The 15,239-nt window shown below is 72.5% G+C and carries 15 protein-coding genes; 10 read left to right on the top strand and 5 right to left on the bottom strand.

Features of this window, described 5'->3' with window-relative positions; genetic code table 11:
* The first annotated feature begins 4 nt into the window (after positions 1 to 4).
* From Q8W71_RS03600 to Q8W71_RS03610, 3 genes are read left to right on the top strand one after another with little or no spacing between them, the layout of a single operon-like run.
* Complete coding sequence (locus tag Q8W71_RS03600) at positions 5 to 1,864, top strand: extracellular solute-binding protein (protein WP_370875334.1); 1,860 nt, start codon at positions 5 to 7, stop codon at positions 1,862 to 1,864.
* Positions 1,861 to 3,729, top strand: a complete 1,869-nt coding sequence (locus tag Q8W71_RS03605; RefSeq protein ID WP_370875328.1) for an extracellular solute-binding protein — start codon at positions 1,861 to 1,863, stop codon at positions 3,727 to 3,729. The genes Q8W71_RS03600 and Q8W71_RS03605 overlap by 4 nt, the downstream gene beginning before the upstream one ends.
* Before the next feature lie 4 nt (positions 3,730 to 3,733).
* Positions 3,734 to 4,837, top strand: coding sequence for a microcin C ABC transporter permease YejB (locus tag Q8W71_RS03610; protein WP_305523957.1), 1,104 nt, complete (start codon positions 3,734 to 3,736; stop codon positions 4,835 to 4,837).
* Positions 4,838 to 4,856: 19 nt separating this feature from the next.
* Here Q8W71_RS03610 and Q8W71_RS03615 read toward each other — a convergent pair whose 3' ends face one another.
* Positions 4,857 to 5,471 (bottom strand): NIPSNAP family protein, encoded by a 615-nt coding sequence (locus tag Q8W71_RS03615; protein ID WP_305523958.1) that lies wholly within the window; start codon positions 5,469 to 5,471, stop codon positions 4,857 to 4,859.
* Positions 5,472 to 5,490: 19 nt separating this feature from the next.
* On the bottom strand, positions 5,491 to 6,285 hold the full coding sequence (locus Q8W71_RS03620; RefSeq protein WP_305523959.1) for an AraC family transcriptional regulator: 795 nt from the start codon (positions 6,283 to 6,285) through the stop codon (positions 5,491 to 5,493).
* Positions 6,286 to 6,343: 58 nt separating this feature from the next.
* Between Q8W71_RS03620 and Q8W71_RS03625 the strand changes: the two genes are divergently transcribed.
* The 3 genes from Q8W71_RS03625 to Q8W71_RS03635 all read left to right on the top strand — a co-directional run bounded on the left by Q8W71_RS03625 (position 6,344) and on the right by Q8W71_RS03635 (position 9,395).
* A complete protein-coding gene (locus Q8W71_RS03625) occupies positions 6,344 to 7,540 on the top strand; it encodes an MFS transporter (protein ID WP_305523960.1) in 1,197 nt (398 codons plus the stop codon).
* Positions 7,541 to 7,769: 229 nt separating this feature from the next.
* Positions 7,770 to 8,780 (top strand): amidohydrolase family protein, encoded by a 1,011-nt coding sequence (locus tag Q8W71_RS03630; protein ID WP_305524079.1) that lies wholly within the window; start codon positions 7,770 to 7,772, stop codon positions 8,778 to 8,780.
* Positions 8,781 to 8,894: 114 nt separating this feature from the next.
* Positions 8,895 to 9,395: a GNAT family N-acetyltransferase gene (locus Q8W71_RS03635; protein WP_305523961.1), complete on the top strand. Its 501-nt coding sequence runs from the start codon at positions 8,895 to 8,897 to the stop codon at positions 9,393 to 9,395.
* A 36-nt stretch (positions 9,396 to 9,431) separates the two neighbouring features.
* Here Q8W71_RS03635 and Q8W71_RS03640 read toward each other — a convergent pair whose 3' ends face one another.
* Together Q8W71_RS03640 and Q8W71_RS03645 are read right to left on the bottom strand one after the other, a co-directional pair.
* Positions 9,432 to 10,610: a multidrug effflux MFS transporter gene (locus Q8W71_RS03640; RefSeq protein ID WP_305523962.1), complete on the bottom strand. Its 1,179-nt coding sequence runs from the start codon at positions 10,608 to 10,610 to the stop codon at positions 9,432 to 9,434.
* A 94-nt stretch (positions 10,611 to 10,704) separates the two neighbouring features.
* Positions 10,705 to 11,673 carry a c-type cytochrome gene (locus Q8W71_RS03645; RefSeq protein WP_305523963.1) on the bottom strand — a complete coding sequence of 323 codons (969 nt, stop codon included), beginning with the start codon at positions 11,671 to 11,673 and terminating at the stop codon, positions 10,705 to 10,707.
* Between the two features lie 347 nt (positions 11,674 to 12,020).
* On the opposite strand from Q8W71_RS03645, the gene Q8W71_RS03650 reads away from it, so the two are divergent.
* From Q8W71_RS03650 to Q8W71_RS03665, 4 genes are all read left to right on the top strand, one after another.
* Complete coding sequence (locus Q8W71_RS03650; RefSeq protein ID WP_305523964.1) at positions 12,021 to 12,764, top strand: 3-deoxy-manno-octulosonate cytidylyltransferase; 744 nt, start codon at positions 12,021 to 12,023, stop codon at positions 12,762 to 12,764.
* A gap of 12 nt (positions 12,765 to 12,776) precedes the next feature.
* Positions 12,777 to 13,634 (top strand): prephenate dehydratase, encoded by an 858-nt coding sequence (locus Q8W71_RS03655; RefSeq protein WP_305523965.1) that lies wholly within the window; start codon positions 12,777 to 12,779, stop codon positions 13,632 to 13,634.
* Between the two features lie 68 nt (positions 13,635 to 13,702).
* On the top strand, positions 13,703 to 13,987 hold the full coding sequence (locus Q8W71_RS03660; RefSeq protein ID WP_305523966.1) for a BrnT family toxin: 285 nt from the start codon (positions 13,703 to 13,705) through the stop codon (positions 13,985 to 13,987).
* Positions 13,941 to 14,270: a BrnA antitoxin family protein gene (locus tag Q8W71_RS03665; protein ID WP_305523967.1), complete on the top strand. Its 330-nt coding sequence runs from the start codon at positions 13,941 to 13,943 to the stop codon at positions 14,268 to 14,270. Before Q8W71_RS03660 ends, Q8W71_RS03665 begins: the two co-directional genes overlap by 47 nt.
* A 3-nt stretch (positions 14,271 to 14,273) precedes the next feature.
* Here the strand turns inward: Q8W71_RS03665 and Q8W71_RS03670 are convergent, their stop codons facing one another.
* Positions 14,274 to 14,999, bottom strand: coding sequence for a tyrosine-protein phosphatase (locus Q8W71_RS03670; protein WP_305523968.1), 726 nt, complete (start codon positions 14,997 to 14,999; stop codon positions 14,274 to 14,276).
* Positions 15,000 to 15,239: the final 240 nt, after the last annotated feature.

A 15,239-nucleotide genomic window follows, 5' to 3' on the forward strand; every position in this document is an offset into this window, starting at 1 on the left:
CGCCCTGGCCGCGCTGCTCGCCGCGACCCTGCTGACGCTGCCGGCCCGGGCGCAGGCGCCGGCCACCCTGCCCGCCGCCGACGGCCAGTGGCGGCACGCGATCACGCTGATGGGCGAGCCGAAATACGGCCCCGGTTTCAAGCATTTCGACTACGCCGACCCGAACGCCCCCAAGGGCGGTCTCGTGCGCCTCGGCGCGCAGGGCGGCTTCGACAACTTCAACATCGTCGTGGCGGGCCTCAAGGGCGACCTCGAAGGCGGGATCCAGCAGATCTACGACACGCTGCTGACCGACTCGTCCGACGAGCCCTTCACCTCCTACGGGCTGCTCGCCGAGGCCGTGCGCGTCGCCCCCGATCTCGGATCGGTCGCCTACCGCCTGCGCGAGGGCGCCCGCTGGCACGACGGCCGGCCGATCACCCCGGAGGACGTGGTCTGGTCCTTCGACGTGCTGAAGGCGAACTCGCCGTTCTACGCCGCCTACTACCACACGGTCGCCAAGGCCGAGGCCACGGGCCCGCGCGAGGTGACCTTCACCTTCTCGGAGAAGGGCAACCGCGAGCTGCCGCAGGTGATCGGCCAGTTGCGGGTGCTGCCCAAGCACTGGTGGACGGGCAAGGACGCGCAGGGGCGCAGCCGCAGCGTCACCGAAACGACCCTGGAGATCCCGCTCGGCTCCGGGCCCTACAAGCTGGAGAAGTTCGAGCCCGGCCGCACCGCGACCTACACCCGCGTCGCCGATTACTGGGGCAAGGACCTGCCGGTGAACGCCGGCCGGTTCAACTTCGGCACCGAGCGCTACGAGTACTTCCGCGACGGCACCGTGCTGGTCGAGGCGCTGAAGGGCGACCTCTACGATTTCCGGGTCGAGAACATCGCCCGCAACTGGGCCACCGCCTACGACGACTTCCCCGCGGTGAAGGAGGGGCGGCTCATCAAGGAAGCGTTCCCCGACCGCGGCATGGGCATCATGCAGGCGTTCGTGTTCAACGCGCGCCGGGACAAGTTCAAGGACGAGCGCGTGCGCCGGGCGTTCAACCTCGCGCTGAACTACCAGGAGATGAACAAGGCGCTGTTCTACGGCCTGTACAAGCGCATCGACTCGTACTTCTTCGGCTCGGAACTGGCCTCGTCCGGCCTGCCAGAGGGTCAGGAGCGCGAGATCCTGGAGAGCGTCCGGGACAAGATCCCGGCCTCGGTCTTCACCACGCCCTACACAAACCCGGTCAACGACTCGCCGGAGGCGGTGCGCAAGAACCTGCGCGAGGCGGTGGGGCTGCTGCGCGAGGCGGGCTACGAGCTGCGCGACGGCAAGATGGTCGACAAGGCCACGGGCGAGCCGCTGACCGTCGAGTTCCTGGAGTTCCAGAACACCTTCGAGCGGGTGATCCTGCCGTTCTCGGCGCAGCTCAAGCTGATCGGCATCGGCACCACCCTGCGGGTGATCGACCAGGCGCAGTACCAGAACCGCATGCGCAACTTCGACTTCGACGTCACCACCGGCTCGTGGGGCGAGTCGCTGTCGCCCGGCAACGAGCAGCGCGAGTACTGGGGCTCGGCCGCCGCCGACAAGCCCGGCTCCCGCAACCTCATCGGCATCAAGGATCCGGGCATCGACGCGCTGATCGAGCGGGTGATCTACGCCCCCGACCGGGCGGGGGTGGTGGCCGCCACCCGGGCGCTCGACCGGGTGCTGCTCGCCCACAACTACGTCGTGCCGCAATGGGCCTCGAACAGCCAGCGGACGCTGCGCTGGAACCGGTTCGCCCACCCGCCCGTGCTGCCGCTCTACGCCAGCTCCGGCTTCCCGACGACGTGGTGGTACGATCAGGCGCTCGCCGCCAAGACCGGGGCGCCGCGTTGAGGCGCCGTCCCGGGAGCCCGACCCGCCGGGGCGTCGTCCTCGGCCTCGCCGCCGCCGGCCTGCCGTGGGATCTGCGCGCCGAGGATGTGCACGCCGAGGCGGGCGAGCGCCACGGCCTCTCCAGCTTCGGCGAGCTGAAATACGCGAAGACCTTCGAGAGGTTCGACTACGTGAACCCGATGGCGCCCCGGGGCGGGCGCTTCTCCGGGCAGCTCGCGTCGACGATCGGCAATCAGGCGCTCAACACCTTCAACACGCTCAACATCTACGTGCTGCGCGGCGAGGGTGCCGCGGGCATGAACCTCACCTTCGACAGCCTGATGACCCGGGCGCTCGACGAGCCGGACGCGGTCTACGGGCTCCTCGCCCGGGGGGTGACGGCGAGCCCCGACGGGCTGACCTACGCCTTCTCCCTCCGCCCGCAGGCTCGGTTCAGCGACGGTTCGCGGCTCACCGCCCGGGACGCCGCCTTCAGCCTGCTGCTGCTGCGCGAGAAGGGCCACCCGGAGATCAGCCAGGTCATCCGCGACATGACCGACGCGCGGGCCGACGGCGACGGGCGCCTCGTCGTCACCTTCGCGCCCGGCCGCGCCCGCGACCTGCCCCTGATCGTCGCGCAACTGCCGATCTTCTCCGCCGCCTATTACGGGGCGCGCGACTTCGAGGCCTCGACCCTCGAAGCGCCTCTCGGCTCGGGGCCCTACCGGGTCGGCGCCGTCGATCCCGGCCGCTCGATCGCCCTGGAGCGCGTGCCTGATTACTGGGGCGCGGACCTGCCCGTGAACGTCGGCCGGAACAACTTCGAATCCATCCGCTACGAGTACTTTCGCGACCGCACCGTGGCGTTCGAGGCGTTCAAGAGCGGCGCCTTCACCTACCGGGAGGAGTTCACCGCCCGGGTCTGGGCGACGGGCTACGATTTCCCCGCCGCCGCCGAGGGGCGGGTGACCCGCGAGACCGTCCCCGACGCGCGACCGACCGGAACCCAGGGCTGGTGGATCAACACCCGGCGGGACGCGTTCCGCGATTCCCGGGTGCGCGAGGCGATCGGCCTGTGCTTCGACTTCGAGTGGGCCAACCGGAACCTGATGTTCGGCGCCTACACGCGCACCGCCTCGTTCTTCGAGAACTCGGACCTCAAGGCCACCGGCAAGCCGTCCGCCGCGGAGCTGGCGCTGCTCGATCCGCTCAAGGACCTGCCCCCGGAGGTGTTCGGCGAGGCCTGGACGCCCCCCGTCTCCGACGGGTCGGGCCAGGACCGGGCGCTGCTCAAGCGCGCCGACGCGCTCCTGCGCGAGGCCGGATGCACCCGCTCGGGCAACGCCCTGCTCCTGCCGGGCGGCCAGCCGCTCACGATCGAGTTCCTCGACGACGACCCCGTCTTCCAGCCGGTCACCCAGCCGTTCATCCGCAACCTCGGGTTGCTGGGCATCCGGGCCTCGATCCGCCTCGTCGACGCCGCCCAGTACCAGTCCCGCCTCAAGGATTTCGACTTCGACCTGACGCCGCGCCGCTTCGGCAGCGGCGTCACCCCCGGGGCGGAGCTGCGCGAGACCTACGGCGCGCGGGCGGCGCGCACGGCCGGCTCCAACAACCTCTCGGGCATCGCCGACCCGGCCGCCGACGCGCTGCTGACGGCGGTCGCCGACGCCGGCTCGCGGGACGCGCTGACCACGGCCTGCCGCGCCCTCGACCGGGTGCTGCGCGCCGGCCGCTACTGGGTGCCGATGTGGTACGCGAGCCAGCACCGGCTGGCCCTGTGGGACATCTACGGCCGCCCCGCCAACCCGCCGCGCTACGACCTCGCCGCGCCGACCACGTGGTGGTTCGACGCCGACAAGGCCCGGCGGATCGGGCGGATCTGAGAGCATGCTGAGCTACATCCTCCGCCGGATCGGCCTGATGATCCCGACCCTGTTCGGGATCATGCTGATCACCTTCACGATCGTGCAGTTCGCCCCCGGCGGCCCGGTGGAGCGGGTGCTCTCGCAGATGCAGGGGCAGGGCGAGGGCAGCCTCTCGCGCATCACCGGGGGCTCGGGCGACCTCGGCGGCGGCGGGCGGCCGGTGGGCGGGGGCGAGGCCAATTCCCGCTACCGCGGCGCGCAGGGGCTCAGCCCCGAGTTCATCGCCAAGCTGGAGAAACAGTTCGGCTTCGACAAGCCCGCGCCCGAGCGCTTCGCCAAGATGCTGTGGGACTACGTGCGGTTCGATTTCGGCCGCAGCTATTTTCGCGATGTAACGGTGATCGACCTGATCAAGGAGCGGCTGCCGGTCTCGATCTCGCTGGGGCTGTGGATGACGCTCCTGTCCTACGCGATCTCGATTCCCTTGGGGATCCGCAAGGCGGTGAGCGACGGCGGCCGCTTCGACCGCGCGACCTCCGCCGTGATCATCGTCGGCTACGCGGTGCCGGGCTTCATGTTCGGGCTGATGCTGATCATCCTGTTCGCGGGCGGCTCGTTCTACCAGTGGTTTCCGCTGCGGGGGCTGACCAGCGAGGGCTGGGAAGGGTTCAGCCTCTGGCACAAGGTGACCGACTACGCGTGGCACATGGCCCTGCCGCTCACCGCCCTGGTGATCGGTGCCTTCGCCACATCGACCCTGCTGACCAAGAACTCGTTCCTCGACGAGATCCGCAAGCAGTACGTGATGACCGCACGGATGAAGGGCAACACCGAGGCCCGCGTGCTCTACGGCCACGTCTTCCGCAACGCGATGCTGATCGTCATCGCCGGCTTCCCCGGGGCCTTCATCTCGGCCTTCTTCACCGGCTCGCTCCTGATCGAGACGATCTTCTCCCTCGACGGGCTCGGCGAATTGTCGTTCCGGGCGATCGTCGGGCGCGACTACCCGATCGTGTTCGCGACCCTGTACATCTTCTCGTTGATCGGGCTCGCCGTGAACCTGCTCTCGGACCTGATCTACGTCTGGATCGACCCGCGGATCGATTTTTCCGCGCGGGCGACCTGAGGCTCGTCGGCAGCGGCGGTCAGCGCAGCGGCGAGCCCGGCTCAGGCAGGGCGACGGCCGAATGCGCCTCGGCGATCTGGTCCGGCCCGCCCTTCGGCGGCCAGTGGCCCGACGCGTAGGCCTCACCCCGCAGCCGGGCGCGCTCCTCGACGCTGGCGAAGCCCCAGATGTGCGTGATCCGCGGCGGACCGTCGAGGGCGTACAGGTTGACGACGAGGTGGTCCGTGTACGGCTTCGCCGCGGGGTAGGCCGCCTCCCAGGCCGCCAGGGTCGCCGGCAGGCCCCCGGGCTTCAGGCGGTAGGTCCGGAGCTCGTAGACGGCGCCGCGCTCCCCCGTGCGGAGCGGCGGCAGGAACGGGAACGGCGCGTAGCTGTCCATTTCCAATCCGGTCAGCACGTCCCCGGCATTGAACGGGTTTGCGCTCATCAGGGCCCGTCGGCGCTCGGCGGTCATGTCCTCGGGCGCCTCGAAGCCGCGCAGGATCAGCAGGCGGCCGAGCGCGCCGATCTCCGTCCGCCAGCAGCCGACCAGCGTGCCCTTCGCCTCGGGGTCGTCGGTCCAGGCGCGGGCGGCCGCGGAGACCGAGGCGACCGACAGCAGGGGGCAGGACAGCGCGGCGAGTTCATAGAGCATCGGGCGGGTCTCCGCTTCGTCACGGCGGGAGATGGCGCGCCGGGTTGCCCGCGCCCAGCACCCGCTCCACCGTCACCCGCAGCGCCTGCGGGCTGCGGTAGCCCACCGCCGCCGCCACCGCCCGCGGCGCCTGCCCCTCGGCGCCGAGCGCCAGCGCGCGGATCACCCGGGCCCGCGCCCGCCAGTCGCCGAAGCTGAGCCCCGTCTCCGCGCGAAAGCCCCGCGTGAGAGTGCGCCGGCTCGCGCCCGCGCGCTCGGCCCAGGCATCGAGGTCGCCGTCGTGCCCCGGATCGGCGATCAGCCCGAGGCAGACCTTCCGCAGCCGCGCGTCGCGGGGCAGCGGCAGGGTCAGCGGCGTCTCGGGGGCGCGGCCGATCTCGTCGAGGATCAGCGCCGCGAGATGGTCGCCGCGGGGGCCGTAGAGCACCGGCTCGGCCCCGAGCGCCGCGAGCGCGGCGGCGAGCAGCGGCGACACGGCGATGACCCGGCAGCGCGCGGGGAAGCCCGGGACCGCGGCCGCGTCGATGTAGGCCGAGCACATCGCCACCGGCCCGTGCATCGCCACCGCGTGCGGCAGCCGCGGCGGGATCCACAGGGCGTGGCCCCCGGGTACAACCCAGGTGCCGTCCTCGGCGGACGCCATCATCAGCCCGGCGGTGGCGTAGAGGAGCTGCGCCCGGGGATGGTGGTGGCGCTCCACCCGGGCCTGGGCCGGGTAGTGCTTCGGCATCACCGCCACCGCGCGCGGCACGTCCTGGTAGGCGGCGGCCTCGGTCGAGCGCGGCTCGGCGGAACTTGGCCCGTTCGCGTGCATCTGCGGCCCGACACCATCGATCGGGTCAGGCTACAACGCGTTCCGGAGGATCGCCAGGATGGATTCGGAAACCCTGTCCCGCCGCACGCTGCGCTTCGTCAACGTCGCGCACGCCCTCGACCACTTCGTGCTGCTGATCTACCCGACGGCGGTCATCGCCATCGCCGAGCAGACGGGGCTCGGCTACGGCGATCTGATCGGGCTCGCCACCGGCGCCTTCGTGGCCTTCGGCCTGTGCTCGCTGCCGATGGGCTCGCTCGCCGACCGGTTCGGGCGGCGCACCATGCTCGCGATCTTCTTCCTCGGCTACGGCGCGTCCTGCCTTGGGGTCGCCACCGCCACGGGCCCGCTCGCCTTCGCCCTGTGGCTGTGCGTGCTGGGGCTCGCCTCGGCGATCTACCATCCGGTCGGCTCGGCGATGCTCGTCACCCACGCCCGGCGGCTGGGGCGCGACCTCGGCGTCAACGGCGTGTGGGGCAATCTCGGCGCGGCCTCGGCCTCGGGCGTGACGGCGCTTCTCGCCGCGACCCTCGGCTGGCGGGCGGCCTTCGTGGTGCCGGGCCTCGTCTGCCTCGCCTGCGGGGCGGCCTTCATCGCCCTGGTGCCCGGCGACGGCGACGCGGCCGGCGCGAAGGGGCAGACCAAGGCGGTCATCCCGGTGGCGCGGCCGGTCGCGCTGATCGCGATGTTCGGGCTCGCGATCTTCGCGGGCGGCCTGACCTTCAACATGACGACGATCAGCCTGCCGAAGGTGATCGACGAGGGCGTCGGCCACGCCATGCCGCTGGCGCTGATCGGCTCGCTCGCCACCCTGGTGTTCCTGTTCGGCGCCCTGACCCAGCTCGCGATGGGCCGCCTGATCGACCGCTACAGCCTGCCGAGCCTGTTCGTGGCGCTCTCGGTGCTCCAGCCGCTCGGCCTCGGGATCGCGGCGGCGACCACAGGCCTGCCGCTGCTGGCCGGCCTCGTCCTGGCGATGGCGGCGATCTACGGGCAGGTGGTGATCAACGACGCGATGATCGCCCGCTACGTGCCGCCCGCCTACCGGGCGCGGGCCTACAGCCTGCGCTACTTCGTCGGCTTCACCGCCTCGGGCTTCGTGGTGCCGGGCATCGCCCTGCTGCACGAGCGCGGCGGGTTCACCCTGGTCCTGGGGGTCGCGGCGGCCTGCGGCGCGGTGATCTGGCTCTCGGCCCTGGGCTTCCGCGCCTTCGCCGGGGCAGGGCCCGCACCGGCGCTCGCCCCGGCCGAGTAGGCGAAGCCCTTGACGGGGCGCCCGACCGGGCGCCTCCTGCCGCGGGAGGGGCGAACGCCCCCGAGCCTCGTCCGGGAGGGGGCCCGTGTTCCACGCTTCGGATGCCGCGGCCGCCTGCGCGTGCTGCACCCCGCGCCGGGGCTTCCTGCGCGCCGCCGCTCTCGGCACCGCGGCGCTCGCCGCCGGCGGGGCCCGGGCGCAGCCGGCGCGTCCGCGCTACGACGGCCTCGTGGTCGATTGCCACGGCCACTACACCACCGAGCCGGCGGCGATGCTCGACTGGCGCAAGCGCCAGATCGCGGCGCTCAACGATCCCGGCCAGACACCGTCCCCCGACGCGCTGAAGGTCTCCGACGACGAGATCCGCGCGAGCGTCGCGAACCGGCAGCTCAAGCTCCAGGCGGAGCGCGGCATCGGACTCGCCCTGTTCTCGCCCCGGGCCGGCGGGATGGGCCACCATATCGGCGACGCGCGCACCAGCGCCGACTGGTCGCGCGTCTCGAACGACATGGTCTACCGGGTGGCGGGCCTGTTCCCGAAGAACTTCGCCCCCGTGTGCCAGTTGCCGCAATCCCCGGGGGTCTCGCCCGCCAATTGCCGGGACGAGCTGACCCGCTGCGTCACCGAACTCGGCTTCGTCGGCTGCAACGTCAATCCGGACCCGACCGGCGGCTACTGGCGCGACCCGCCCCTCTACGACCGCTCGTGGTATCCCCTGTGGGAGCGGATGGTGGAGCTCGACGTGCCGGGCATGATCCACGTCAGCGCCTCGGCCAACCCGAACTTCCAGGCCACCGGCGCGCACTACATCGCGGGCGACACCACCGCCTTCATGCAGTTCATCACCTCGGACCTGTTCCGGGATTTCCCGACCCTGCGGCTGATCATCCCGCACGGGGGCGGCGCGGTGCCCTACCATTGGGGCCGCTACCGGGGCCTCGCCCAGGACATGAAGCGGCCGCCGCTCTCGGACCTCCTGCGCAATGTCTGGTTCGACACCTGCGTCTATCACCAGCCGGGCATCGACCTGCTGACCCGGGTGATCCCGGCCGACAACATCCTGTTCGCCTCCGAGATGGTCGGCGCGGTCAACGGCGTCGATCCGGAGACCGGCCACGCCTACGACGACACCAAGCGCTACGTGGACGCCGCCGCGCTCTCGGATGCCGACCGCGCGAAGGTCTTCTCCGGCAACGCCCGCCGGGTCTACCCACGGCTCGCCGGGCGCCTGCCCGAATAGCCCCGCCACCGGCGCGCCGCCGCGGCGGGCGCGGGGGATCGCCTCGTCCGCGGTTTGCGGCCCTGGCCCGGCGCTGCTAGGCCACCGGCGTTCCGCCCAGGTCCGAAGGCAGCCGTGACCACACTCTCCCTCGTCCTGCGCCCCGAGCGGCCGGAGGATGACGCCGCCATCGGCCGGCTCGAAGCCCGCGCGTTCGGGCCCGGCCGCTTCGCGCGCACCGCCTACCGCCTGCGCGAGGGCGCGCCGCACCGGATCGACCTCGGCGTCACCGCCTCGGTCGGCAGCTTCCTGGCCGGCTCGGTCCGGATGAGCCCGGTGCGCGCCGGATCGGCGGCGTTCCTGATGCTCGGGCCGCTCGCCGTTGATCCGAGCTTCGAGGGCCGCGGCATCGGCACGGCGCTGACGACGGCCGCGATCGAGGCGGCGCGGGCGGCGGGGGAGGGGCTGGTGACCCTGGTCGGCGACGCGCCGTACTACGCCCGCTTCGGCTTCTCCGCCGTGCCGACCGGCCGCCTGACCCTGCCCGGTCCGGTCGACCCCGCCCGCTTCCTCTGGCTGGAGCTGGCCGAGGGCTTCTGCGCGGGCGTCTCGGGCCTCGTGGAGCCGGCGCGCTGAACCGGATCCCGCGCTGCGCGCGAATCCCGAGACCGATCAGGCCCGGCGCAGCGCCAGCGCGGCGATGAGCCCGGCGGCGAGCAGCGCCAGCGCCACGGGGGCTGCGGAGGTGGCCGGCCACGCGGTCGCGGCCGCCGTGAACACGGCGCCGAAGCTCATCTGCGTGAAGCCGTACAGGCTCGACGCCGAGCCGGCGGCGTGCGGATCGACGTTCATCAGCCCGGCCACCGCGTTCGGGCTGAGCAGGCCGACGCCGACCGCGTAGACGAACAGCGGGGCGATCAGGGTGACGACGGTGAGCATCCCCGTGCGGTCGATGGCCAGCAGCGCCAGCGCGGAGACGATGCACAGCAGGTTGCCGCCCCGCGCGGCCCGGCGGATCGGCACCCGCGCGGCGAGCCGGCTCGCGAGCACCGCGCCGCCGACCATCCCGAACACCACGATCAGGCAATCGAACCCGACCTCCTGGGCCGAGCGCCCGAGCCGGTCCACGAGCAGGAACGGCGCCACCGCCAGGAAGGCGTAGAGGCTGGTGCCGCCGCAGGCGCCGGCCACGAGGTAGGCGCGGAACGCCGGCACCCGCACGAGCCGCAGGTAGCCCGACAGGATCGCCGCCGCCCCCGGCAGCGCCACCTTGTGGCGGTTGGTCTCGGGCAGGGTGAACACCACCAGCGCCCCGAGGCCGGCGACGATTCCGGCGAGCACCACGAACACCGCCCGCCAGCCGAACGCCCCGCTCACCACGCCGCCGATCGCCGGGGCCAGCGCCGGCGTCAGGGTCATCGCGGTGGTCAGGATCGCGAGCTTCTTCGCGGCGTCCTCGCGGGTGGACACGTCGCGCACCATCGCCCGGCCGATCACCAGCGAGCCGCAGGCGCCGAGCGATTGCAGCACCCGCGCCACCAGCAGCAGGCCGATATTGGTGGCCGGGATCGCCAGCAGCAGGCCCGCGAGGTAGAGGGCCAGCCCGCCGATCAGCACCGGCCGGCGCCCGTAGCGGTCGGAGAGCGGCCCGTAGAGGAGCTGCCCGCCCGCAAGCCCGACGAGGTAGACGGTGATGGTCGCCTGCGCCGCCGCGGCGGTGGTGCCGAGATCGGCGGCGGCTGCCGCGAGCGCCGGCACGAAGATGTGCAGCGCCACCGTGCCGGTCATCGTCACCGCCACGAGGAGCGGCAGCGGGGCCTTGCGGTCCGCCTCGGGCCTTGCCTCCGGCACCGGGGTTCCTCGCGTGTCGGGCCGCCCGGGGCCCGGGGTGGACACGGAAAGGGCCGGGCTCTCGCCCGGCCCCTGACCGACGATCCCGCGGATCCTACGGCTTCGGCGCGTTCCCGTCCTGGGGCGCCTGGGGTTGAGGCACCGTGACGTCGAGTTCCTTGGCCCGCTCCACCGCCTCGGGGTTGGCCTGGGCCGGCGGCTCCACGGCGGCGGGCGAGGAGGGCGCGGTCGGCTCGGCGGGGATCAGGCTCGACGGGGTGCCCTGCTGGTCGCTGGCGTTGGCGTCGGCGGGCGGGGCCGGCGCGTTCTGGTCGTTCGGCTCGCCGCTCGGACGCGGGCTGCCCGGGGCCTTCGCCGGGCCCGGCTTGGCGGTCGAGGTGTCGGCGGGCTTGGCCGGGCTGTCCTTGCCCTCGGAGGGCTTGGCGGCGGCGGGCTGGTTGGCGGTCGGCTTCGCGTCGCCGGCCCCGGCGGCCGGGGCCGAGGGCTGGGCCGCGGGCTGAGCCGCCGGCTTCTCCTCGGTCTTCTCGACCGCGGGCAGCGGCTTCGGGTTGTCCGACAGGGTCCGCAGGTAGGCGATGACGTTGGCGCGCTCCTGCGGCGAGGCGATGCCGGCGAAGGCCATCTTGGTGCCCTTCACGTAGCCCTTCGGGTTCGTGAGGAAGGCGTCGAGGTCGGCGTAGGTCCAGTCGCCGCCCTTCTCCTTCAGGCCAGCCGAGTAGTCGAACCCGGCATGGCCACCCTTGTGGCGGTCGACCACGTCCCACAGGTCCGGGCCGACCTTGTTCGGGCCGCCCTTCTCGAAGCTGTGGCAGGCGTGGCACGCCTTGGTGCCCGCCTGGCCCTTCTCGACGTTGGCGCTCGCCAGACGCACCGCGATCGGCTCGACCTTGGCGGCCTCAGCCGGGGCGGCGGCGGTCTCGGGCTCCGGCTCCGGCAGGTCGTAGCCGGCCTTGCCGGCGGGCCTGGGGTGGTACAGCAGCTCCGCCACGAAGCCGGATCCCGCCGCGAACAGCAGGGCGCCGAGGATGGCGCCGGCGATCTTATTCACCTCGAACGCGTTCATGCGCCTCTCTCGGACTTGCAGGCCCGCGCCCCTTACGGCCCGCGCCCCTCGCGCGCCCGAGGCCGGCCGACGGGCCCGGGCACCGCACACTGGAAGGTTTCGAGGCTGCCCTTAGCCGCTCAGGGCCGACCTTGACAATGCCGGCGCGGGGTTCCGCGCGCCCGTGCCGCGATCGGCGCCCCGAATCCCGGGGCTTGTCACCCGTTCGCATCTGGCCGCCGTCCGGGGCGCGGGGGGAGGACATGAGGAGAGGACGCCGTGGAGGACAGCAGGGGAGGACAACCGGGGCCGCGCCTGCTAGACACCCGGCGCTCCCGCAAGGCCCCGCCCGTCCCCGCCGACCACGCATGTCCGATCCCCTCGTCCTGATCCCGGCCCGGCTCGCCGCCACCCGCCTTCCGGACAAGCCGCTCGCCGAGATCGCGGGCGAGCCGATGATCGTCCACGTCTGGCGCCGCGCGGTCGAGGCCGGGATCGGCCCCGTCGTGGTCGCCACCGACACGGACGCGATCGTCCGGGCGGTCGAGGCGGCGGGCGGGCTCGCGGTGATGACCCGCGCCGACCACCCGTCCGGCTCCGACCGCCTCGCCGAAGCGCTGGAGACCGTCGATCCGGAGGGCCGCCACGACGTGGTGGTCAACGTGCAGGGCGACCTGCCGACCATCGACCCGGCGATCATCGGCGCCTCGGTGGCGCCGCTCGCCGACCGGGGCGTCGACATCGTCACCCTGTGCGCGGCGATCACCGACCCGCACGAGGCCGACAACCCGAACGTGGTCAAGCTCGTCGGCCACGGGGTCGGCCCGCGGCGGCTGCGCGCCCTGTACTTCACCCGCGCCCGCGCCCCGTGGGGCGACGGGCCGCTCTGGCACCATATCGGCCTCTACGCCTACCGCCGCACGGCGCTGACCCGCTTCGTCGCCCTGCCGCCGGGCGAGCTGGAGACCCGGGAGAAGCTGGAGCAGTTGCGCGCGCTGGAGGCCGGCATGCGCATCGACGCCGTGATCGTCGACGACCTGCCGCTCGGCGTCGACACCCCCGCAGACCTGGAGCGCGCCCGCGCGCTGATGCGGGCCCGCCGCCTCAACTGACAGCCACGAGCCATGAGCACGCGAACGATCTCCTACCAGGGCGAGCCCGGGGCCAACTCGCACATCATCTGCGCCGAGGCGTTTCCCGACTGGACGCCGCTGCCCTGCGCCACCTTCGAGGACGCCTTCGCGGCGGTCACCGAGGGACGCGCGGGCCGGGCGATGATCCCGATCGAGAACTCGATCGCCGGGCGGGTCGCCGACATCCACCACCTGATCCCGACCTCGCCGCTGCACATCGTGGCCGAGCACTTCCTGCCGATCCACTTCCAGCTCCTGGTGCTGCCGGGCACGAAGCCGGACGCGCTGCGGACGGTCCACAGCCACATCCACGCGCTCGGCCAGTGCCGCCGGCTGATCCGGCGCCTCGGGCTCAAGGCGGTGATCGCGGGCGACACCGCGGGCGCCGCGCGCGAGATCAAGCAGGCCGGCGACCCGAGCCGGGCGGCGCTGGCGCCGGCGCTGGCGGCCGAGGTCTACGGCCTCGACATCCTGGAGCGCGACGTCGAGGACGAGGCGCACAACACCACCCGGTTCGTGGTGTTCTCCCCCGAGCCGGAGCCTGTCGCGGCCGACGCGGGCGCCTGCGTGACGAGCTTCATCTTCCGCGTGCGCAACATCCCGGCGGCCCTCTACAAGGCGCTCGGCGGCTTCGCCACGAACGGCGTCAACATGTCGAAGCTCGAGAGCTACATGATGGAGGGCGAGTTCACCGCCACCCAGTTCTACGCCGAGGTCGACGGCCACCCCGACGACCCGGGGCTGGCGCGGGCGCTCGACGAGCTGCGGTATTTCTCGCGCGAGTTGCGGGTGGTGGGGACGTATCCGGCGCACCCGTTCCGCGAGGCGGCGCGTCCGGCGGCGGAGTAGGGACTTGGATCCGCGGCAGGCGGGCACCAGGAGCCTTGCGTAGCGACGGAACGTAACTACACTCTGCCATGGGTTTTCAGTGGGATCCGGACAAGGATGCGGCCAACCGGGCCAAGCACCTCGTCGGTTTCCGGCAGGCGGTCGAGATCTTTCGCGGCTTCCGTCTGGAGCGTGAGGACACCCGTCGCGATTACGGCGAGCGTCGCTTCATCGCCCTGGGAGAGTACGACGGGGTCATTCTGCGCGTCGTCTACATGCACCGTGACGGCGACATCCGCATCATCTCGGCGTGGAGGGCGAGTCGGCATGACAGGCAAGTCTACGCGGCAGCGCGAGCGGCACGTTCGGTTTGACAGCCTGGACGACGTGCCGGCGGCCGAGCCGCTGCGTGCCGATGTCCGGGCCTTGGACGACGCGGAGATCGAGAGACGCGCGGCGGAAGATCCCGACGCGGGTCTCGTCCCGCCCGGCTTCTGGGACGAGGCGCGCGTCGTCCCACCCGAGCCGAAGGAACAGATCACGCTACGGCTCGACGCGGATGTGCTGCGGCACTTCCGGGCCTCGGGCAAGGGCTACCAATCTCGCATCAACGCTGTGTTGAAGAGCTACGTCCTGGCGCAGGAAAAGGCGTCCTAGGAACTACTCCCGCCGCAGCACCCGGTCGACCATCGCGTCCGACCAGAAGCCCGGCCGGAAGTCGCGCTTCAGCGCCTCCGGGTCGTAGACGGTCTCGACCCAGGTCAGGAAGTCCAGCCCCCGCGCCTCCCCCTCGACCCGGTAGCGGGCGAAGAAGGCGTCGAGGATGCCGGTCTTGGCGAAGCGGAAATGGCCGTAGCGGGCCGAGAGCTGGCGGGCGGCCTCGGCGACGGGGCGCCCCTCGTGCAGGATCAGGTAGAGGGCGGAGGCGAGGCCGGCGCGATCGGCGCCCGACTTGCAGTGCATCACCGCCGGGTAGGTGATCCCGTCGAAGAACGCCTTGGCGGCGAGGATCGTGGCGCGGTCGGGGGCCTCGCGCGAGCGCAGCACGAACTCGACGAGCGTGAGCCCGTGGCGCTCGCAGGCCTCGCGCTGGAGCGGCCAGGAGCCGTGCTCGCGGCCGCCGCGCAGCGAGATGATCGTGCGCACGCCCTCGGCGCGGAACCGGGCGAGGTGGTGGGGGCCGGGCTGGGCCGAGCGCCACAGGCCGCGGGTGCCGACCGCGTGCCGGTTGAGATAGGCGAGGCGGAACACGCCGTGGTCGATGAGCAGCATGTTCGCCCAGGCCCGCAGCCGCGCGCCCGGCCCGTCGATCGGGCGCTCGAAGCGGGCGATCCGGGCCATGCGCCGGGCGTAGCGCGTCTCGGGCTTGAGGAAGCGGTTGAACACGGAGCTTTCGGGCGGCGGGGGGCGCCCGGCTCTACCAGCCGCCCCCCGCACGGGCAAACCGCGGCATAGCGGATCGGGTGTCCCGCACCGCCTTGGCCGCGGCACCGCCATCCCTTGTCAACCCGCGCGGCCGGACCCGAAAAAACGGCGCCGTTCTTGCCAGGAGTCCTGCCTCGGGTTCCCGCCTCGGGTTTGCCGGCATCGGGATCGAACCTCCGGCGGCGGGAACGGTTGTCAGCC

Origin of the sequence: Methylobacterium amylolyticum, assembly GCF_030700245.1 — a bacterium.
Lineage (GTDB): Bacteria > Pseudomonadota > Alphaproteobacteria > Rhizobiales > Beijerinckiaceae > Methylobacterium.